The 19,892-nt window shown below is 41.0% G+C and carries 19 protein-coding genes and 1 pseudogene; 17 read left to right on the forward strand and 3 right to left on the reverse strand.

Annotated elements, in window-relative coordinates; translation table 11 throughout:
* Positions 1-119: pseudogene (locus ACTFWY_RS11095) on the reverse strand (IS6 family transposase); the annotation flags it as partial.
* Positions 120-661: 542 nt separating this feature from the next.
* Here ACTFWY_RS11095 and ACTFWY_RS11100 point away from each other — a divergent pair.
* From ACTFWY_RS11100 to ACTFWY_RS11155, 12 genes are all read left to right on the forward strand, one after another.
* Positions 662-1,957, forward strand: coding sequence for an ISLre2 family transposase (locus ACTFWY_RS11100; protein WP_154731701.1), 1,296 nt, complete (start codon positions 662-664; stop codon positions 1,955-1,957).
* Positions 1,958-2,446: 489 nt separating this feature from the next.
* A complete protein-coding gene (cshA, locus tag ACTFWY_RS11105) occupies positions 2,447-3,955 on the forward strand; it encodes a degradosome RNA helicase CshA (RefSeq protein WP_138371472.1) in 1,509 nt (502 codons plus the stop codon).
* Between the two features lie 353 nt (positions 3,956-4,308).
* On the forward strand, positions 4,309-4,665 hold the full coding sequence (acpS, locus tag ACTFWY_RS11110; protein WP_003128562.1) for a holo-ACP synthase: 357 nt from the start codon (positions 4,309-4,311) through the stop codon (positions 4,663-4,665).
* 53 nt (positions 4,666-4,718) lie between these two features.
* The gene (alr, locus tag ACTFWY_RS11115) at positions 4,719-5,840 is read left to right on the forward strand and encodes an alanine racemase (RefSeq protein ID WP_311828205.1); all 1,122 of its coding nucleotides are present in this window, start codon (positions 4,719-4,721) and stop codon (positions 5,838-5,840) included.
* Between the two features lie 9 nt (positions 5,841-5,849).
* Positions 5,850-6,221: a type II toxin-antitoxin system PemK/MazF family toxin gene (locus tag ACTFWY_RS11120; protein WP_003128565.1), complete on the forward strand. Its 372-nt coding sequence runs from the start codon at positions 5,850-5,852 to the stop codon at positions 6,219-6,221.
* Positions 6,218-6,517 carry a hypothetical protein gene (locus ACTFWY_RS11125; protein WP_081131396.1) on the forward strand — a complete coding sequence of 100 codons (300 nt, stop codon included), beginning with the start codon at positions 6,218-6,220 and terminating at the stop codon, positions 6,515-6,517. The genes ACTFWY_RS11120 and ACTFWY_RS11125 overlap by 4 nt, the downstream gene beginning before the upstream one ends.
* Before the next feature lie 262 nt (positions 6,518-6,779).
* A complete protein-coding gene (rlmN, locus tag ACTFWY_RS11130) occupies positions 6,780-7,844 on the forward strand; it encodes a 23S rRNA (adenine(2503)-C(2))-methyltransferase RlmN (RefSeq protein ID WP_005472777.1) in 1,065 nt (354 codons plus the stop codon).
* A gap of 339 nt (positions 7,845-8,183) precedes the next feature.
* Positions 8,184-8,867, forward strand: a complete 684-nt coding sequence (locus ACTFWY_RS11135; RefSeq protein ID WP_103300327.1) for a DUF969 domain-containing protein — start codon at positions 8,184-8,186, stop codon at positions 8,865-8,867.
* Entirely contained in the window at positions 8,868-9,788 is a 921-nt protein-coding gene (locus ACTFWY_RS11140; protein ID WP_257602576.1) for a DUF979 domain-containing protein, read from the forward strand.
* A gap of 30 nt (positions 9,789-9,818) precedes the next feature.
* Positions 9,819-10,466, forward strand: a complete 648-nt coding sequence (gene pcp / locus ACTFWY_RS11145) for a pyroglutamyl-peptidase I (RefSeq protein WP_081131449.1) — start codon at positions 9,819-9,821, stop codon at positions 10,464-10,466.
* 237 nt (positions 10,467-10,703) lie between these two features.
* The gene (locus ACTFWY_RS11150) at positions 10,704-11,027 is read left to right on the forward strand and encodes a hypothetical protein (protein WP_021149088.1); all 324 of its coding nucleotides are present in this window, start codon (positions 10,704-10,706) and stop codon (positions 11,025-11,027) included.
* 482 nt (positions 11,028-11,509) lie between these two features.
* Complete coding sequence (locus tag ACTFWY_RS11155; RefSeq protein WP_103300328.1) at positions 11,510-13,171, forward strand: peptide ABC transporter substrate-binding protein; 1,662 nt, start codon at positions 11,510-11,512, stop codon at positions 13,169-13,171.
* A 232-nt stretch (positions 13,172-13,403) separates the two neighbouring features.
* Here the strand turns inward: ACTFWY_RS11155 and ACTFWY_RS11160 are convergent, their stop codons facing one another.
* Positions 13,404-13,739 (reverse strand): DUF3899 domain-containing protein, encoded by a 336-nt coding sequence (locus ACTFWY_RS11160; RefSeq protein WP_003128577.1) that lies wholly within the window; start codon positions 13,737-13,739, stop codon positions 13,404-13,406.
* Positions 13,740-13,821: 82 nt separating this feature from the next.
* Between ACTFWY_RS11160 and opp3b the strand changes: the two genes are divergently transcribed.
* From opp3b to ACTFWY_RS11185, 5 genes are read left to right on the forward strand one after another with little or no spacing between them, the layout of a single operon-like run.
* Positions 13,822-14,763 (forward strand): oligopeptide ABC transporter permease, encoded by a 942-nt coding sequence (gene opp3b, locus ACTFWY_RS11165; RefSeq protein ID WP_003128578.1) that lies wholly within the window; start codon positions 13,822-13,824, stop codon positions 14,761-14,763.
* Positions 14,763-15,800, forward strand: a complete 1,038-nt coding sequence (opp3C, locus tag ACTFWY_RS11170; protein WP_003128579.1) for an oligopeptide ABC transporter permease — start codon at positions 14,763-14,765, stop codon at positions 15,798-15,800. The genes opp3b and opp3C overlap by 1 nt, the downstream gene beginning before the upstream one ends.
* Positions 15,800-16,852, forward strand: coding sequence for an ABC transporter ATP-binding protein (locus ACTFWY_RS11175; RefSeq protein ID WP_029487296.1), 1,053 nt, complete (start codon positions 15,800-15,802; stop codon positions 16,850-16,852). Before opp3C ends, ACTFWY_RS11175 begins: the two co-directional genes overlap by 1 nt.
* A 14-nt stretch (positions 16,853-16,866) precedes the next feature.
* Positions 16,867-17,802: an ABC transporter ATP-binding protein gene (locus tag ACTFWY_RS11180; RefSeq protein WP_003128581.1), complete on the forward strand. Its 936-nt coding sequence runs from the start codon at positions 16,867-16,869 to the stop codon at positions 17,800-17,802.
* 16 nt (positions 17,803-17,818) lie between these two features.
* The gene (locus ACTFWY_RS11185; RefSeq protein ID WP_003128583.1) at positions 17,819-18,856 is read left to right on the forward strand and encodes an RNA-guided endonuclease TnpB family protein; all 1,038 of its coding nucleotides are present in this window, start codon (positions 17,819-17,821) and stop codon (positions 18,854-18,856) included.
* 198 nt (positions 18,857-19,054) lie between these two features.
* Here ACTFWY_RS11185 and ACTFWY_RS11190 read toward each other — a convergent pair whose 3' ends face one another.
* Positions 19,055-19,885, reverse strand: a complete 831-nt coding sequence (locus ACTFWY_RS11190; protein ID WP_060813097.1) for an NUDIX domain-containing protein — start codon at positions 19,883-19,885, stop codon at positions 19,055-19,057.
* Positions 19,886-19,892: the final 7 nt, after the last annotated feature.

Raw genomic sequence — 19,892 nt, forward strand, 5'->3', positions numbered from 1 at the left:
ATGCCACGATCATATAAGATTTCTTGAACTTCACGATAGCTAAGGTTATAACGAAGATAGTAGCCCACGGCTACAATAATCACATCCTGCTGAAATTGCTTTCCTTTAAAAGGATTCATCGTCATTCCTCCTGCTATCTTTTTCTATTATTCTACCTTATTTGATAGTAGATTTAAAACTTTGCAACAGAACCCTTACAATGGATAAAACAACAAGGTAAATCATGTTGATGGGTTACTTTGTTGTTTCTAAGAAAAGGAATAAATCAATAAAAAAGGCTCTATTTCCAGTAAAATATCTTGGAAATAGAGTCTTTTTATTGCTGCTTATTTTTGTTTGACTTATAATAAGTGGTTTTCTTGATTTGAGAAATTGTTTCCATTAGATCGATTATGACGCATAAAACGGTAAGAACAAGAAAGATGGGTAGCAACCAAAAGTCTCTAAAAGATCCTTTAGAGACTTTTCTATTTGGAGAAGATGGAAAAGAATTTTATTGGTTAGGATTATCCAAAGCCAACTATTTTTAATGAATAGCTCTTTTTATAATAAGTCTTTAAAAAACTTTTCGGATGATTGGGCAGAACAAAAAAAGATTTGGTGAAAAAATGCAGGATTCCTATACTGGAAGAAAAAAGAAATACAGTAAAGGAATTTGCCTATGTTTAACGAATTAGATTTCGAACGAGAATACCAGGAAAAAGCGATGGAACGGTTTCTAGAAAAGCTCCATGCGATTGAACGAAAAGTAGGGATGGAAGTTCAAGCACAAGGGTGGAAATATGTGAAAACAGCTCAACGGACAGTGATTTTCACCTTTGGTGAAATTACTTTTTCTCGAAAATGTTATCGACGGAATCATGAGTATCGATATCCAGTAGATGAAGTATTAGGGTTACCCAAATATACTCGTTTTTCGATGGAATTATTGTTGCAAGTGGCAGAACTAGCGACAAAAATGCCTTATCGTGAAGTCGTCAGAACGTTTCACCTTTTGAAAGGTATTTATATCACAAAGGATACGGTTAGCAAGGCTGTACAGCTTGCAGGACAGTATTATCAAGAACGAGAAGTCTATCGTTATTATGAGGAGAACCAAATGAATCAACGTCAAAAAGTGCCGGTCTTATACATTGAAGGGGATGGGATTCGGATTAAAACGAATCGTCAAGGGGAACAGACTGCTGAGTTGGCTCATTTTGTAATCCATCGAGGTTGTGAGGAAGAATATCGTAATCGAAAACAATTAATAGATAAACATGAGATTGTATCAATGAGTAATAAAAAAGCACGGGAAGAAGTTGTGGATTATATCTATAATCACTATGAATTAGGGGAGGAAACGGTGGTGATTACAAATTCTGATATGGGAAAGGGGTATACTCCGTATGTTTTCAAAGAACTTGTTGCTGGATTTTCTGGCAAGCATCTTCATTTTTGGGATCGCTATCATTTGAATGAACGAATTAAGGACTTTTTTAAGGGCTATCCTCCGACACTGCAAGAACGTTTCTTTCAGGCAATCGCTACACATAATAAGCAAGAAGCTCGTTTGGTGTTAGAGACGATTGAATCAATCGTCGAGACGGAGGAAGAAATGGTTCGATTTGAACAATTTAGCAAGAAATTTTTGCGTGATTTTGTGTATACCCAATCACCTAAAACCCATGGTTTTTCTAGTGATGGAATTGGGATTATGGAGTCGCAGCAATCAAAGATTGCCAATCGTATGAAGAAAAAAGGGATGTATTGGTCTGCATTAGGGGGTGAGACAATGGGAAGGATGATTGTAGATGTGAAGGAAGATCAGTTAAGAGAACTCTTTTTTGGTAAGTGGCGGGAAGAGTACGCCCAATTTGAATTACTAGATCGCCCAAGAGTACAATTAAAAAAGGGAAGAGAAGAAAAAGATTTAACTCATATTCGGGTGGATCAAATCCGAAAAATAATGAAATAAAAAGAATTTAGAAATTATATGCAAAAAAATCAAACAAAACTATTGCAATTTTCTAAAAAAGAGGTACACTCGTAATAACAATAGGTTATAAAACTATTTAATTTTATTTTTTGTGCAATAAAATGAAAACGAATTTCTTCAAAATCCTCTAAAAAACTTCTAAAATTCTTATCAGATAAGCACTCAACTAAAATTCAGACACATACAAGTAAGCGTGAAATCTTGCTGAAATTTTCATTCTGTGCTATACTTATTTAATGCCGAAAGATGAAGCACAGAATGATTACTGTAAATAAACATTGACGTTTTGAGATAAAATGATGGCTGAGACAGAAAGATTTGTTTTAGCCTTTTATAATGCCTTCGTGAAGCGGTTTTTCGGTAACAAGAGAAAGATAAGAGATGGGACTGCTCTTGTGTTTCTGAAGAAAGTACGCTTCGATTAAAGAAAACAGGCATCATGATGATGACCAAATTAGGAGGATCCATTTGAAATTTAAAGATCTAGAATTATCAAACGAATTATTGACTTCTGTTGAGCGTGCCGGCTTTGAAGAAGCAACACCAATCCAAGAAGCAACAATTCCCCTTGCGTTGCAAGGAAGAGATGTCATCGGTCAAGCACAGACCGGTACCGGAAAAACAGCAGCATTCGGCTTGCCAATGTTGGAAAAAATCGACCCAGCAAATCACCAACTACAAGGATTAGTGATTGCACCTACTCGGGAATTAGCGATCCAAACCCAAGAAGAACTATATCGTTTAGGAAAAGACAAAAAAATCCGGGTTCAAGCGGTTTACGGTGGTGCGGATATTGGTCGTCAAATCCGTCAACTAAAAGATCGTCCCCATATCGTTGTCGGTACACCAGGACGTATGTTAGACCATATCAACCGCCACACATTGAAACTTGGTACAGTGGAAACACTTGTTTTGGATGAAGCAGACGAAATGTTGAACATGGGCTTCTTGGAAGATATCGAGAAGATCATCAGCCAAGTACCTGAAGAACGTCAAACCTTACTATTTTCAGCAACAATGCCTCCTGCAATCAAGAGCATTGGCGTAAAATTCATGAAAAACCCTGAACATGTTCAAATCAAGGCGAAAGAAATGACGGCTGATTTGATCGATCAATATTATGTTCGTTCAAAAGACTATGAAAAATTCGATATTATGACTCGTTTGTTGGATGTACAAACACCTGAGTTGACGATCGTTTTTGGTCGGACAAAACGTCGTGTCGATGAATTGGCACGAGGACTAGAAGCTCGAGGCTACAAAGCGGAAGGGATCCATGGAGACTTGTCTCAACAAAAACGAATGAGCGTATTACGATCATTCAAGAGCGGTCATTTAGATATTTTGGTTGCTACAGACGTTGCAGCTCGAGGATTAGATATTTCTGGTGTGACTCACGTCTACAACTATGATATTCCTCAAGATCCAGAGAGTTATGTTCACCGTATCGGACGGACGGGCCGTGCAGGTAAAGGCGGAATCTCCGTAACTTTCGTTACACCAAACGAAATGAGTTATTTGCATGTTATTGAAAATCTAACTAAAAAACGGATGTCACCAATGCGTCCACCAACCGAAAAAGAAGCTTTTAAGGGGCAATTAGGTGCAGCAATTGAACAAGTAGAAGTGAAAATGGATGAAAACGGGTTGGATAAATACCTCCAAGCTGCAGATGATTTATTGGAACGCTACTCAGCACAAGACTTGGCTGCTTTGCTTCTTAAAACAATCGCGAAAGATCCATCTGATCTTGTCCCTGTGAAGATCACACCAGAAAGACCATTACCGCAAGGAAAGAAATCTTTCAATAAAAATGGTCGTCGCAGCAACAACAACAACAACCGCAACCGTAAAGACAACGGCGGCAACCGCAGCGGCAAAGCTCGAGGAAATTACAGCAAAGACGGCGCTCGCAAAAATAACCGTCGCAGCAATGACAAAAAACGCGGCTTCGTTATCCGCAACAATCAAGACTAGTCCTTAGAGGTCGCTTTCAGCACCTTTTTCGACACAAAATTATCTGAACTTTTTTCGATCAACCTGCCAATGTGTGCCACTGACCAAGAGGCCACTTGGCGTGATCGATCATTGTTCGGATATTTTTTTTGCCCTTTTTGAGAAAAGACGGTATAGTCAAGGAAAACTGGAGAACGAGCCTCTCAAAAATTTCTTAACCATCCATTAAACCCTTTAGTTTTGAGTGGTAATTCCCTTTTTTTTTGGTAGAATGAAACTAAAATAAATGCAGCTGATGTATTTAATAGATAGATATAAAATCGTAATGAACAGTCATGGAATAAAGGTTCTTGCTGAACAGAAAAGGATAGAAAATGATCAAAGGTATCGGGATCGATGCAGTAGAATTAGCCCGCATCAAAGAATTGATTGAAAACAAACCGCAATTTATTCAGCGTATTTTAACTGAGAAGGAATCTGAACTGTTTTTCAAGCTGCCAAAAAAAAGGCAGATTGAATTTCTTGGGGGACGGTATGCTTGTAAAGAAGCTTTTTCGAAAGCTTGGGGAACAGGAATTGGGAAATTGTCTTTTCAAGATATCGAAGTTCTGACCAACGAGGCTGGAGCGCCCGTTGTTACAAAGGCACCTCACCCTCTACATCAGACGTTTGTCAGTATCACTCATACCAATGAGACTGCCTTTGCGCAAATCTTGTTGGAGAATGAATAATGCCAGAGATAGCGATTCGTTAAGGGAATCACTAGAGAAAGAAGGAAAGTGGAATGGTCGTTTCAATCCATAGACCAACGAAAGCCATTATAAATTTAGAGGCAATCAAAGAAAATGTTGAAAATGAAGTGGCGCGTTTGCCAAAGGCAACGGATTTATTTGCTGTGGTCAAAGCAAATGGCTACGGACATGGGGCTATTGAGACAGCAACAGCAGCTCTAGAAGGGGGCGCTTCCGGTTTTTGTGTTGCGACAGTCGATGAAGGTATCGAGTTGCGGGAAGCTGGATTCAGTGAACCAATATTGGTGTTGGGGATCGTTTCTGTGGCAGATATCGGTTTACTGAGCTACTACAATCTTTCATTTCCAGTAAGCACGAACGAGTGGTTGCAAGAAGCGGCTGCTTTCTTGCAAAAAAATCCTGTCACCAATCCGCTGAAGGTCCATTTGAAAGTTGATACAGGAATGGGGCGAATTGGCTTTATTTCTAATGAAGAGTTACTCTCGGCTGTCAAATGGCTCCAAGAGCAGTCTTTGTTCACATGGGAAGGGATTTTCACCCATTTTGCGACAGCCGATCAAGCAGATGATACGTATTGGCAAGAACAAAATCAACGGTTTCAAACCGCATTGGCATGTCTGCCTGAATTGCCAAGGTATGTCCATGCCGGCAATAGTGCTACTGCTTTGTGGCATGCAGAAGCCGTAGGGAACATGGTTCGCTATGGCATTGCGATGTATGGATTGAATCCTTCAGGAACGACATTGCCAGAAACATATCCATTGAAACCAGCCTTGTCTCTTGTTTCTGAATTGGTCCAAGTGAAATTACTTGAAAAAGGAGCCGGAATTGGCTATGGTGAAACATATATCACGCCGCAAGCAGAATGGATCGGTACGGTACCGATTGGTTATGCGGACGGCTGGTTGCGAAAAATGCAAGGATTTTCTTTATTGGTAGCTGGTGAGTATTGTGAAATCGTTGGTCGTGTATGTATGGATCAGCTGATGATCCGTTTACCCCGGTCATTTCCTGCGGGAACAAAAGTCACATTGATCGGCGAAGATAACGGACAGTGCATCACTATGCAAAAAGTAGCGGAACAATTAGAGACGATTCATTATGAAGTGGCATGCACGCTTTCTGCAAGGGTGCCGCGAGAATATAAAAGTTAGGGTGGTCCTATGGTAAAAAGGGGAGACATTTATTTTGCCGATCTGTCACCGGTCGTTGGATCGGAGCAAGGAGGGATTCGGCCAGTATTAGTGATTCAAAATGATTTAGGCAATCATTTTAGTCCAACGGTGATCATTGCCGCGATCACGGCTAAAATGGCTAAGCCAAAACTGCCGACCCATATTGGGATCTCAGCGACTTGTACAGGGATCGGTAAAGATTCAGTGATCTTGATGGAGCAGATTCGGACAATCGACAAAAGTCGACTAAAGGAGAAGGTTTGTCATCTAGATGAATCAATCATGTGTGAAGTCGATGCGGCATTAATGATCAGTGTGGGAGTCGAGACGGCTTATTCCACGTCGTCGATTCATTCATGATGCTAGGATATTTGTTATTAGCGGCAACACTGATACTATTTTTATTTTATACTTATCAACACTTGCGGCGCTTTTTACGGGAAACTAAAAAGAAACAAGAAGACGTTGAAAAAGGGTATTATTTATTGAGCCATACATATGAAGATCAGGAAAAAGCAAGTTACTATGGTGTCTTTCAGCAAGGAGAAAAGACATTGACATTGGAGATGCCATTGCAGCTTTACCTGCACACAAGCCCACCGCAACGTGGCGAATTAGTCGCGAAAGATGGCAAAGTCATTGAATTCAATACGTGAATACAAAAAAACTTTCCATCACTATATGTGATACGTGAGGAAAGTTTTTTGCATTAGCAGGGAAAATTTTAGCAGAAACGATAAATTAGGAAAAAGAGCCCAGTGTCTAGAACAAGATCGTTCAGTCTTTTATCTTTTTTTATATTCTGAGATCAGAGTGTTGCATTCGTAGTTCTGCTTTCAACAAGCCTCGGAGATGAGTTGCTTTATACGCAAAATTCAGTTATAGTATGTAGCGACTATTTTGAAAAGAGGAAGCAATGTGAAACCTTCAATTTATGGATTAACCAAAGAGTCCTTATCTTTGTGGATGACTGAGCAAGAAGAAAAGAAATTCCGCACGAATCAAGTGTGGGAATGGTTATATGAGAAACGAGTAGCGACATTTGAAGAAATGACCAATTTGCCTAAATCATTGGTAACTAAGTTAAATGAATCGTTTGTGATCAATCCTTTGAAACAAATCGTCTTACAAGAAGCCAGCGACGGCACAGTCAAATATTTGTTCCAGTTACCCGATAATCATATGATTGAGACCGTCTTAATGCGTCAGGAATATGGTATGTCAGTCTGTGTGACGACACAAGTCGGCTGTAATATCGGCTGTACATTTTGTGCGAGCGGTCTGCTAAAAAAACAACGAGACCTAACTGCTGGAGAAATTGTCGCTCAGATCATGCTGGTGCAACATTATTTCGATGAATTGAATGCTGGAGAACGTGTCTCCCATGTGGTGGTGATGGGAATCGGCGAGCCTTTTGACAATTACGAGAATGTCATGCAGTTTCTGCAGATTATCAATGATCCGAAAGGGCTAGCGATTGGTGCGCGCCATATCACTGTTTCAACCAGTGGTTTAGCTCATAAAATCAAAGAGTTTGCTGAAAATGGCTTACAAGTGAACCTTGCGATTTCACTCCATGCTCCAAATAATGAAGTACGAACTTCGATGATGCGGATCAACCGCAGTTTCCCGATTGAAAAACTAATGGAAGCTATTGACTACTATTTGGAAAAAACCAATCGGCGAATCACGTTTGAATACATCATGCTGGATCATGTCAATGATCGACCAGAGCATGCGCGGCAATTGGTCGAATTGCTCAAGAATAAACGCAAGCTTTCTTATGTGAACTTGATTCCTTACAACCCTGTCAGTGAACATGATCAGTATGCTCGCAGTAAGAAAGAAGATGTTTTAGCATTTTATGACATCTTGAAGAAAAATGGTATCAATTGTGTGATTCGTAAAGAACATGGGACGGATATCGATGCAGCTTGCGGTCAGTTGCGCAGCAAACAGATGAAAAAGCAAGTCACTGCCTAGAAACAAATCAAGTCTGACCATGAAGGCGGGAAAGTCGCTCATTGAACAGACTTTTATCAAAAAACGGTACAGAAGACCGTTTTTTCAAAATCAGAAAAGTAGGTGAACGGCACTCTTTGTTGACAGACCGCTGAAAAAGGCCAGATCTAAGACAAAGACGGGTGCGGTTCCTGCTTTTGCTGATTTTTTTATTTCAGAAAAGAACTGTTTTGGATAACAACAAAGGAAAGCGATTTCTCTGGATTTTTTCAAAATTCCGATACTCATGGCTTGAAAAATCGTCTATACTATAAGAATTGATAGAAATAAAAATAACACACATGATGAAAGGATGATTCCATGGAATGGATCAAATTGATTGGTATTTTGGTAATTCTTGTCGGCTTTTTGCTGAAACTCGACACGATCGCCGTTGTTCTGATCGCAGGATTAGCAACCGCATTAGTTTCGGGGATAGATTTTACTGATTTCTTATCAATGTTAGGAAAGGCATTTGTAGACAATCGTCTCGTGACCTTATTCCTACTCACACTACCAATGGTAGGAATCTCAGAACGCTTTGGATTGAAACAACAGGCCGTTGTTTTGATTGAAAAAATCAAAGGATTGACCCCAGGCAAGTTTTTAAGTTTGTATTTGTTTATTCGAGAACTAGCAGGTTTCTTCTCGATTCGGATCCAAGGACACACGCAATTTATTCGTCCAATCGTAAACCCAATGGCGCAAGCCGCAGCGGAGAACAAGTATGGCGAACTAGAAGAAGCAGATCAGGAAAAAATCAAAGCTCGGGCGGCAGCTAATGAGAACTACGGGAACTTTTTTGCCCAAAATACGTTTGTGGCGGCTTCGGGTGTTTTATTGATCACTGGAACGTTAAAATCATTGGGTTATGACGTAGCCGCCAGTGCAATTGCACAGGCTTCAATCCCTATCGCGCTGATCGTTTTAGTCATTGCTACCCTTTCAAATCTGGCTTTCGATCGCAAATTGTCTAAAAAATATGGCGAAAAGGAGGAAAAGTAAATGGAAGCAATCATCAATAATATTTTAGAATTCTTTTATATTTTGATCGGTCTCTTGTCAATCATGACTGCTGTTCGAGTTTTCAAAGATGCGACCCATCCAACACGACTGGGTACAGCAACATTTTGGCTTTTACTTGGTATCGTTTTTGCTTTCGGAAACTTTATTCCTTACATCATTGATGGGATCATCATTATTTGTATGGGCGTATTGACGTTCTTCAAGCAAGTTCGAATTGGTAAAATCGTGGATGTCGATGAACAAAAAGCAGAACAAGCCGCCGAAAAAATCGGCAGTAAGATTTTTATCCCTTGTATCTCGCTAGCAGTCATCGCAGTTGCGATTTCCTACACACCTTTAGGCGGACAAGTTGGGATCGGGATCGCTTCTGTTTTGGCGTTGATTTTAGCAATGGTATTGACCTCTGCTAAACCAAAAACAGTGCTGGATGATTCCGATCGTATGTTCCAACAAGTCGGTACTGCTGGTATCTTGCCACAATTACTAGCGGCTCTAGGCGTGATTTTTAATGCGGCTGGTGTTGGAGAAGTGATCTCCCATGGTATTTCAGGTGTAGTACCCGAAGGCAATCGTTTGATTGGTGTGATTGCCTATTGTTTAGGCATGGTTTTATTTACAATGATCATGGGAAATGGCTTTGCGGCATTTACTGTCATTACTGCCGGAATCGGTGTCCCATTCGTAATCGCTCAAGGGGGAGATCCCGTTGTAGCAGGAGCACTGGCGATGACTGCCGGTTTTTGCGGAACATTGTTGACACCGATGGCAGCCAATTTCAATGCATTACCCGTCGCATTACTCGAGATGAAAAATTCGAATGCAGTAATCAAAACCCAAGCACCGATTGCCGTGCTGCTAATTGTGATCCATATCGGATTGATGTACTTTTGGGCATTTTAGTGGTAAAAAGGAATAGAAAGGATGATCAATATGAAATGTTTAGTCACAGGATTTGATCCATTTGGCGGAGAAGCAATCAACCCAGCGTTGGAAGCTGTTAAATTATTACCAGAAGAAATCAACGGAGCAAAGATAGTTAAATTAGAGATTCCTACTGTTTTCGGCAAATCAGCTGAAGTTGTACAAGCTAAAATTGAAGAGATCCAACCTGATGTTGTTTTGAATATTGGACAAGCAGGCGGACGTTTTGCTATTTCACCTGAGCGAGTGGCGATCAATGTCGATGATGCACGTATTCCAGACAACGAAGGCAATCAACCAGTAGATGAAGCCATCCAGCCTCAAGGTCAACCTGCTTATTTCAGTCAGTTGCCGATCAAAGCAATGGTAGCTGCGATGAAAGAAGCCGGGATTCCTGCTGTTGTTTCAAATACTGCCGGTACATTTGTCTGCAACCACATCATGTATCAAGTACAATACATGATCGATACAAAATACCCAACGCTTAAAGGGGGCTTCATTCATGTCCCATTCATTCCGGAGCAAGTTGTTGACAAGCCTGGTCAACCGGCTATGAGCTTACAAGATATTGCGAAAGGATTGGAAGCGGCAATCGGTGCGATTGTCGATTATCAAGGAAAAGAAGACATCAAAGCAATCGGGGGCGCCATTCATTAAGCGGCACGAACAGATTGTCAATTAAAACGAATTGATTTAACGATAGATAGATCAGACAACTAGGAATATAACTTGTAAGAGGATAGGTTGCTTGCGAGAATAGGCCGATGTTGTCTGATCTTATTTATTTCAAGTAACGAGCAAGTATGAAGCGCGGAAAGTCATTTATTCGTCTTTTTATCGATTTATTGATAGAATTCATCTAGTGGAACACGCGAAATGCGAAGGGGGCAAATCATGATCATTACTGAATTTGATAGAGAGAATTATATTTTACGTGATCAGCTGATCGACTTAGCCGTTCTAATTTATCCGTCTACCTATCAAAAAGAGCAGCGGACAGCAGAAGAATTACTGCAGCCGAACAAAGTTGTCATTGCAGCTATTGAAGGAGAGCAATTGGTCGGCTTTGTGAGTGCCTTCCAAAAAAGCGACACTATCTGGCAGCAAGAGATCAGCTTAGTTGATCCCCGTCATCCAGATGAACAAATAGGTGAGCGTTTGACTGCCTTTTTGCGAGACGAAGTTGTTGCTGCTGGCGGAGAATCGCTAGTTTCTTAAGTCTTCTAGTTGAACATTGCTTGTCAAAACGGACACAGACAGTTATAGTGGCTAAGATGTTTCTTAAAACTAGTCAAGAGTTGGAACATAAGTTAAAACAAATGATATCCGAATGATCAAAAATGAAGGTCGCAAGAATCATCAAGATTAGCGACAAGACACGGCTGTAAAGTGAGTGTCTTTCATTGATTGTTCGGATATATGCTTGTTTTTTGTAACTTATGACACAACTCTTTTTGTTTTTTTTAATAGAAAAAATGGTCTTTAAAATAAAAATGAGAAGAAGATGAAAGTAGCATATTTATTAGTTTTCTAGGAATATTTAGTAGAAATTCTTCAAAGTTATTGTCTTTTATCGTGTTTTTTAATGCTAAAAATTGCAAAAAAAGATTGCTTTTTTAATAATTATTAATTAAAATCTAATCTAACTTCAGAAAAGAGCGATTATTCTGAAAATTAAATCAATTAAGGAGTAGTTCAGGATGAAAAATAAATGGACATATGGATTGGTTGCTGTGTGCGGCTTAGTTTTAGCAGGCTGTACCACAGGTGGTTCAAATAATTCAAGCAGCGGATCAGCTGCCAGCAGCGAAAGCAATGCGGAACAGGTATTCAATGTTGTGGTTCAACAAGAAATGCCAAGTGCCGATTTGTCCCTTGCGACAGATACAATCAGTTTCAGTGCGCTAAATAATGTATATGAGGGGTTGTACCGCTTAGACGCTGACAGCAAACCGCAGCCAGCTGGAGCAGCAGAAGAAGCAGAAGTCAGTGAAGATGGATTGACTTATAAGATCAAATTGCGTGATGACGCAAAATGGTCAAATGGCGAACCTGTAACAGCAGCTGATTATGTCTATGGTTGGCAACGAACAGTCAAGCCTGAGACGGCTTCAGAGTATGCCTACTTGTACGCACCAGTAAAAAATGCGGAAGCTATCACAGCCGGAGAGAAAGATCCGTCTGAATTAGGAATCAAAGCAGTTGGCGATCATGAGTTAGAGATCACATTAGAAAAGGCCACTCCTTACTTTGACTACTTGCTGGCATTCCCATCTTTCTTCCCACAAAGTCAAGCGGTTGTTGAAGAACACGGGGATCAATATGCGGCAACGAGCGACAATGCCGTTTATAATGGACCTTTTGTTCTTACCGGATTTGATGGACCAGGAACCGATACCGAATGGGCATACGAAAAGAATGATCAGTATTGGGATAAAGATACAGTGAAATTAGAAACCATCAATGTGAGTGTTGTTAAAGAATCAGCGACTGCATTGAACTTGTTCCAAGATGGTCAAGCTGATGATGTCATTCTTACAGGGGAACTTGCACAGCAAATGGCCAATGATGAAGCGTTTGTCTCTCAACCAGAAGCAACGACCTATTATTTTGAAGTCAATCAACGCGATGAAAAATCACCATTCCGCAATGAAAATTTACGTAAAGCAATTTCGTATGCCATTGATCGTGACGCTTTAGTGACATCGATTTTAGGGGACGGCTCAATTGCTTCGACAGGTCTAGTACCAGAAGGCATGACCTTTAGCCCATCCGACAATACTGATTTTACTAAATCAGCAGGCAGTGTTTTAGAATATGATGAGGCCAAAGCCAAAGAGCATTGGGAAAAAGCTAAAGAAGAATTGGGAATCGATTCTCTTGAATTTGATATCTTAGCCTCTGATACAGATTCTACGAAGAAAATCATTGAATATGTACAAGATACATTGCAAAAAACATTGGATGGTTTGACAGTAACGTTAAGCCCCGTACCATTCTCTGTTCGTTTGGATCGTTCCAACGCTGGAGACTTTGATATGTTGATGGGTGGTTGGGGAGCTGACTATGCAGATGCTAGCAGTTTTACAGACTTATTCACGACTGGCAACTCATATAACCGTGGTCAATGGAGCAATGAAGAGTATGATGCCTTGATTAAATCGGCAAGTACGACTAACGTCAATGACCCAGAAAAGCGTTGGGAAGATTTAGTCAATGCGGAAAAACTAATCATGAGTGAACAAGGAGTAATCCCAGTTTACCAAAAAGCAGAAGCTCATTTACGTGCACCAAATGTAAAAGGTGTCGTTGCTCATGCAGCAGGCGCACAATACGATTACAAGTGGACATCGATTGAATAACCACTTGAATGCCTAGCGGCTGGGACAGTAACTGGATACAAGATGACGATTATCGATGAATAGCTGGAATAACAGGCATAACAAAAATGGAGAAGCTGCTGCTTCTCCAAAATGCCAAGTGCTTCACTATTTGTCACGTATGGAAATCTTCTCTTGAATACAGTCTCAGCCGGCTTTTTTTTCTAAAGCAGAAAGGCAGTCGACAAAAGACACGAAACGATAGGTTACTAAATTAAAGAGTATTGATTAATAAAAAGAGCAAAGAAAGTAGCAGTAAAAAAATTCCTGGCCATAGCCAAAAGCCGTAGCTTTGTTTACCAACATCGGAGAGTTTAAGGTAATCGGTTTTATTCTTGGAAAAAGCTTTTTTCATTGAATATTGGAAATGATCAAAAAAGCCAGAGGCAAAGACCCAAAGAAAACCGCCGATGATCAAGAAGAATAAAGCCCAAAGAAATAGTGCATCCGAGATAGTTGACAGGGTCAATTCCTTTTTGAAAAACAACCAGCTAATGGAAATAAGGGTACATATGAGGGCGATCAGCCCACTACTTTTTTTTATCCGCATAAGTTGACTCCTTTTTAATGATTCGTACTACTTAATTTACATAATTATTGATAAGAAGTCAAAATACCTAGGGGGAAGACGCGTGAACGGTTTTTTGAAATATTTATTGAAACGGATATTCTATATGGTATTGACCTTATGGTTGATTGCCACGATCACATTTTTCTTAATGCAATTTTTACCAGGAACACCTTATACCAATGCAGAAAAACTGAGTCCCGAACAGATTGCCTTATTGAATGAACAAGCAGGTTTAGATAAACCGATGATTACTCAATATGGGCTGTATTTGACGAATTTAGTTAAAGGCGACTTTGGGATTTCATTCCAATTCAAAAATCAACCGGTAGCGAATCTATTATCTGGTCGGATTGGTCCTTCTTTACAATTGGGGCTGCAGGCAATTATTTTTGGGACTTTTTTCGGTATCATTTTAGGGACGATCTCCGCTATGAAACAAAATACATGGATTGATACGACGTCAACGCTAGTAGCGATCTTGGGACGTTCGATTCCGAACTTTGTCTTTGCCGTTTTGCTGCAATACATTTTTGCCATCAAATTAGGTGTCTTGCCAATTGCCAAATGGGAAACTTTTGCAAGCACGATTTTGCCAACGATCGCATTAGCCATGTCGCCATTGGCAGACTCTGCCCGCTTTATTCGAACCGAGATGGTCGAGGTGCTCCACAGTGATTACGTTGAGTTGGCTCGTGCCAAAGGGCTGAGCCGCTGGGAGATCGCCTTCAAGCATGGTTTGCGGAACAGTTTGATCCCGCTGCTTACCTTGTTAGGACCTTTAGCCGTTGGATTGATGACGGGTTCATTGGTTGTTGAGAATATTTTTGCGATTCCGGGGATTGGCGAACAATTCGTAAAATCAATCATGACAAATGATTATCCAACAATCATGGCAGTCACGATTTTGTACTCTGCCATGTTAGTATTTGTGATTTTAGTGGTAGATATTTTGTATGGTATCGTTGATCCGCGTATCCGTGTGTCAGAAGGGAGCCGTGGCTAATGGAAGAGAAAACAATCAATCAAGTAGCTGCCATTGATGCAGCCAAATTTCAGCCGTTACAAAAAAATACCAAAGAAGAACGAGAAGCAATTGCTGCGCCATCGCTGACCTTTTTCCAAGATTCATGGCGCCGTTTGAAGAAAAACAAAGCAGCTGTATTTTCGATCGTACTATTGCTGATCATTATTGCAATCTCGATTATTACGATCTTTGTTTCTCCCCATGACCCTACTGCGCAAAACGTGAAGTTCACGAATCTGCCTCCCAAAATTCCCGGACTCAATCTCCCAGGATTAAATGGGTATGCAATGGTTGGTGGTGAATTGGTTGATAAATATGCTGCTGCCAATGTTCCAGAAGGCACTTACTATCTACTAGGAACCGACGGACTAGGACGGGATCTGTTGAGCCGTTTATTTGTCGGAACGAGAATCTCGCTATTGATTGCCTTTATTGCCGCTTTGCTAGATATCATCTTTGGCGTGACCTATGGATTGATTTCCGGTTTATTAGGGGGACGAGTGGATAATATCATGCAACGTTTCTTAGAGATCCTTTCTGGGATTCCGAATCTAGTGGTGATGATTTTGATGCTGGTCGTCTTCAAACCAGGAATCTTTTCGATCGTAGCTGCGATGGCTATCACCAACTGGATTCCAATGGCTCGGATCGTTCGCGCGCAAACAATGAAATTAAAAGATCAAGAGTTTGTGCTAGCTGCTACGACATTAGGTGAGAGCCGTATGAAGATTGCGATGAAGCATATCTTGCCGAATATTTCGAGTGTGATTATTGTCCAAATGATGTTCAGTATCCCATCAGCGATTTTCTTCGAGGCTTTTCTAAGCTTTATCGGTTTGGGCTTAAAGCCGCCTTCAGCATCGCTAGGGATGTTACTGAGCGACGGGTACAAGACCTTTTTATTCTTGCCTTACCAAATGTGGGTGCCGGCGGTTACGTTGTCGGTCATTATGATCGGATTCAACTTACTTGCTGACGGACTCCGTGATGCCTTTGATCCGAAAATGAAAGAGTGATTGCTATGGAAAAAGTGTTAGAAGTGAAAAATTTAGAGATCTCCTTTGATACCTTTGCAGGGAAAGTCCAAGCGATCCGCGATGTCAGTTTCGAACTATACAAAGGCGAAACACTAGCGATCGTTGGCGAATCCGGTAGTGGGAAATCAGTAACTACCCGCAGTATCATGGGATTATTAGCTAGTAACGCCAATATAGATAATGGAGAGATCCTATTCAATGGAACGGATATTCTCAAGAAATCTGAGAAAGAACTACAAAAGATTCGCGGAAAAGAAATTGCGATGATCTTCCAAGATCCCATGACTTCTCTGGACCCGACGATGCCCATCGGCAAACAAGTGGCCGAATCTTTGATGAAACATAACAAACTTAGTAAAAAAGAAGGACTCCGACAAGCCTTGGATCTTTTGAATCTGGTAGGGATTCCGAATGCTGAGAAGCGTTTGAAAAATTATCCGCATCAATTTTCAGGGGGACAACGGCAACGGATCGTCATTGCCATCGCATTAATCTGTTATCCACAGATCCTGATTGCTGATGAGCCGACTACGGCACTGGATGTAACGATTCAAGCCCAAATCCTTGAGTTGTTGAAAGATATCCAACAAAAAATCAATTCATCGATCATTTTTATTACCCATGATTTAGGAGTAGTAGCAAACGTGGCAGATCGGGTAGCCGTCATGTATGGCGGCAAAATCGTAGAGGTGGGAACAGCAGAAGAAATATTCTATAATCCACAGCATCCTTACACTTGGGGGCTGTTAGGTTCCATGCCTACCTTGGAGGGGACGGGGGATCGTCTTTATGCGATTCCTGGCTCACCACCAGATTTGTTGGATCCGCCGACTGGGGATGCTTTTTATCCTAGAAATGAGTTTGCTTTGCAGATCGATGCCGAACAGCAACCACCATTCTTTGATGTTTCACCGACCCATAAAGCAGCTACGTGGCTTTTAGCTCCGCAAGCTCCTAAGGTTACCCCTCCGGATGAAATCTTGATTCGTTGGAAAAAATTCCAAGAAAAAACTAGACAGGCATCTGTATAAAGGAGGAGAACCCATTGGAGAAAGTGTTGCTTGAAGTAAAGAACTTAAAACAATATTTTAATGTCGGCCGCAAAGACGAAGTCAAGGCTGTAGATGATATCTCCTTTCAGATCTATGAAGGAGAAACCTTTGGACTAGTAGGAGAATCCGGTAGTGGGAAGTCAACGACTGGTCGAACGGTCATTCGACTGAATCATCCCACGGCAGGAGAAATCTTGTTTGATGGACAAGATGTCATGAAAATCAAAGGCAAAAAAGATTTAGCTGATTTCCGTCGAGAAGTACAAATGGTTTTCCAAGATCCGTATGCATCATTGAATCCTCGAATGAAAGTTCGCGATATCATTGCTGAAGGGATCGATATCAACGGATTGGCAAAAAACGAAAAGGAACGCAACCAGCGCGTAGATGATTTGTTGAAAACTGTTGGTTTAAACCCAAGTCATGGAACTCGCTATCCCCACGAATTTTCCGGAGGACAGCGGCAACGGATTGGGATTGCCCGAGCACTAGCGGTAGATCCCAAGTTCATCATCTGTGATGAACCGATTTCGGCTCTGGATGTTTCGATTCAGGCCCAAATCGTCAATTTGCTGCAAGATTTACAGCAAGAACATAAGCTGACTTATCTATTCATTGCCCATGACCTATCAATGGTCAAACATATCAGCGATCGCATCGGTGTGATGCATAATGGTAAACTTTTGGAAGTAGGTTCTAGTGATGAAATCTATCATTATGGGGTCCATCCGTACACAGAGAGTCTCTTGTCGGCGATTCCACTGCCAGACCCAGATCATGAACGAGAACGGAAGCGCATCAAATACGTCAGCGAACCAACAGATGACAAGCCTCGTGCCATGGAAGAAATCGCAGAGGGGCATTTTATTTATGCTACGAAGGAAGAAGCGGCACAGTATCAGAAAAAATTGGCACAAAAAAAGGGGTAGACCTGTTTAGGAGGAGATGAAACTGAGTGTTTTAAAAGCATACAAATTTCGGATCTATCCTACAGAGGAACAAAAGCAGTTCTTTATCCAAACGTTTGGTTGCGTACGCTTCACCTATAATCAATTGCTAAAAGCAAAGATGGAAGAACTTACTACAAATGCAGAAAAAGAAAAACTAACACCTGCAAAATTAAAAAAAGAGTATCCTTTTTTAAAAGAGACCGACAGTTTGGCACTGGCCAACGCCCAGCGCAATTTGGAACGGGCTTTTCGCAACTATTTTCAAAAGCGAGCAGGCTTTCCTAAACTGAAGACGAAAAAGAATATTTGGCAATCGTATACGACAAACAATCAACAACATACGATCTACTTGGTCGATGATCAGTTGAAATTGCCTAAATTGAAATCATTCGTTGCAGTCAAGCGTCATCGGCCAATCAATGGTCAGATTAAATCGGCGACGATTTCTGCAAGAAACAATACTGAATTTTATATTTCGATTCTTTGCATCGAAGAAATTCAGCCCTTGCCGAAGAACCAACGAAAGATTGCCTTGGTTTATCATCCAGAAGTGTTGGTAGAGGCCAATGCACAGTTACCCTTTATCAGTACCAATGCCATCAAATCTCAACAAAGGCTGGCCCGTGCAGAACGAAAACTAAATGTGAAAGCAAAAGCTGTCAAACGAAAAAAAATGGTGCTTAGTCATGCTCGTAATTATCAAAAACAAAAAGGAAAAGTTTCTCAGCTATATCGAGCGCATCGTGATCAAAAAAAAGAATACATCGATCAAGTAACCTTTCATCTGGTCAAACAATACGATACGATTTTTTTGGAACGGCTGATCGATGAGACTTGTAGATCTACAGGGAATTTTTCAGTCAGCGACTGGCATCAGTTTATTCGTAAAATCACGTACAAAGCAGAGTGGTACGGCAAAGAAGTCCGATTTATTTCTTTGTCGGCCAAAGAGTGTCAAAAAATGACGCAAATGTTGCGTGTAATCGAAAGTGAAACGAACTGGGAGGAGCGCCAGGGATCGCCTAGGGGATAGAAAAAATCTTTGGATTTTTGTTTCTAGGAATTCTGCTCACTAATTATGATTAACCAGCGAAGAGGCTGTGACGTCAGGCAAAACAAAAAATACCCAAACGATACACAAACCCACAGACGCTGGCTTTATGCTCAGCTGAAAGTGATTCGTCTATCGTTTCGGTTCTTGTTTGCTTGTGTTGCAGCCTCTTTGCACGGCCTACATTTTGTCGCCAAGCACATCAGCATTCAATTCATAGATTTTCGAAGGTCGTCCAATACCGACGGGCTTTTCACCGATTTCCGTGAAATATTGAAGCATGGCTTTTTTGAAATTTGAATGGTCAATCAATTTAAAATCGATCCCCAAAAATTTAGCGAAGACTTTACGTGCTTCAGTGATCGTGAAGCTTTCGCCGAGAACCAGCAGTACTTGTGGTTCGTGTTCCATTTTGTTTGCCACTCGTTCAAATGCTTTCAAAATAATCGCGCTATGGTCAAAAGCCAATGTATCCTTACCGACAGATTGTCCCGAGACTAGGTCCAAGATAATCTCAACATCGCCACTAGATAAAAAGATTTGGTTCGCCTTTCTCTCTAATGAAAACCAGCGGACTTGATTGGCATCATCCCCAGCGCTCAAAGGTTCTTCGCCGATAAAAGCGAGATAACTGACCGTAATGACCCAGCCCCGCGGGTCTCGCCCTGGTGTGCTGAAGGTATGGAGTTGTTCGATGTTTTGCTTTGAGATGGTTACGCCGATCTCTTCTTGCGTCTCGCGAATGACACTTTGACCAGTTGACTCATTCGGATTGACGAAACCACCCGGTAAAGCCCAAGAATTTCGAAAGGGATGCCCTTTTCGCTGAATCAGTGCAATCTTCAGTTCTTCTTCTTCTTTGTTGTAACACATCAAGACCATATCGACTGTCACAGAAGGCTTCTCATATTTTGGCTGGTCCTGACTGCGATACCAAGTTAAAAATTCTGCTTCAGAAGCTTCTTTTTCATAATACTCTTTTTCTGCTGTTTTTGAGGTGAATTCTTTCATTCCTGTC

This window comes from Enterococcus sp. 125944, assembly GCF_051909435.1.
Taxonomy (GTDB): Bacteria; Bacillota; Bacilli; order Lactobacillales; family Enterococcaceae; genus Enterococcus_D; species Enterococcus_D gallinarum.

Coding starts and splice junctions, on each gene's coding strand:
- opp3C (WP_003128579.1), top strand. CDS start 14,763: ATGGAAGAGAAAACAATCAATCAAGTAGCTGCCATTGATGCAGCCAAA.
- pcp (WP_081131449.1), top strand. CDS start 9,819: ATGAAATGTTTAGTCACAGGATTTGATCCATTTGGCGGAGAAGCAATC.
- ACTFWY_RS11190 (WP_060813097.1), bottom strand. CDS start 19,885: ATGAAAGAATTCACCTCAAAAACAGCAGAAAAAGAGTATTATGAAAAA.
- ACTFWY_RS11100 (WP_154731701.1), top strand. CDS start 662: ATGTTTAACGAATTAGATTTCGAACGAGAATACCAGGAAAAAGCGATG.
- ACTFWY_RS11160 (WP_003128577.1), bottom strand. CDS start 13,739: ATGCGGATAAAAAAAAGTAGTGGGCTGATCGCCCTCATATGTACCCTT.
- ACTFWY_RS11125 (WP_081131396.1), top strand. CDS start 6,218: ATGATGCTAGGATATTTGTTATTAGCGGCAACACTGATACTATTTTTA.
- acpS (WP_003128562.1), top strand. CDS start 4,309: ATGATCAAAGGTATCGGGATCGATGCAGTAGAATTAGCCCGCATCAAA.
- ACTFWY_RS11120 (WP_003128565.1), top strand. CDS start 5,850: ATGGTAAAAAGGGGAGACATTTATTTTGCCGATCTGTCACCGGTCGTT.
- ACTFWY_RS11150 (WP_021149088.1), top strand. CDS start 10,704: ATGATCATTACTGAATTTGATAGAGAGAATTATATTTTACGTGATCAG.
- ACTFWY_RS11135 (WP_103300327.1), top strand. CDS start 8,184: ATGGAATGGATCAAATTGATTGGTATTTTGGTAATTCTTGTCGGCTTT.
- ACTFWY_RS11140 (WP_257602576.1), top strand. CDS start 8,868: ATGGAAGCAATCATCAATAATATTTTAGAATTCTTTTATATTTTGATC.
- ACTFWY_RS11185 (WP_003128583.1), top strand. CDS start 17,819: ATGAAACTGAGTGTTTTAAAAGCATACAAATTTCGGATCTATCCTACA.
- alr (WP_311828205.1), top strand. CDS start 4,719: ATGGTCGTTTCAATCCATAGACCAACGAAAGCCATTATAAATTTAGAG.
- ACTFWY_RS11155 (WP_103300328.1), top strand. CDS start 11,510: ATGAAAAATAAATGGACATATGGATTGGTTGCTGTGTGCGGCTTAGTT.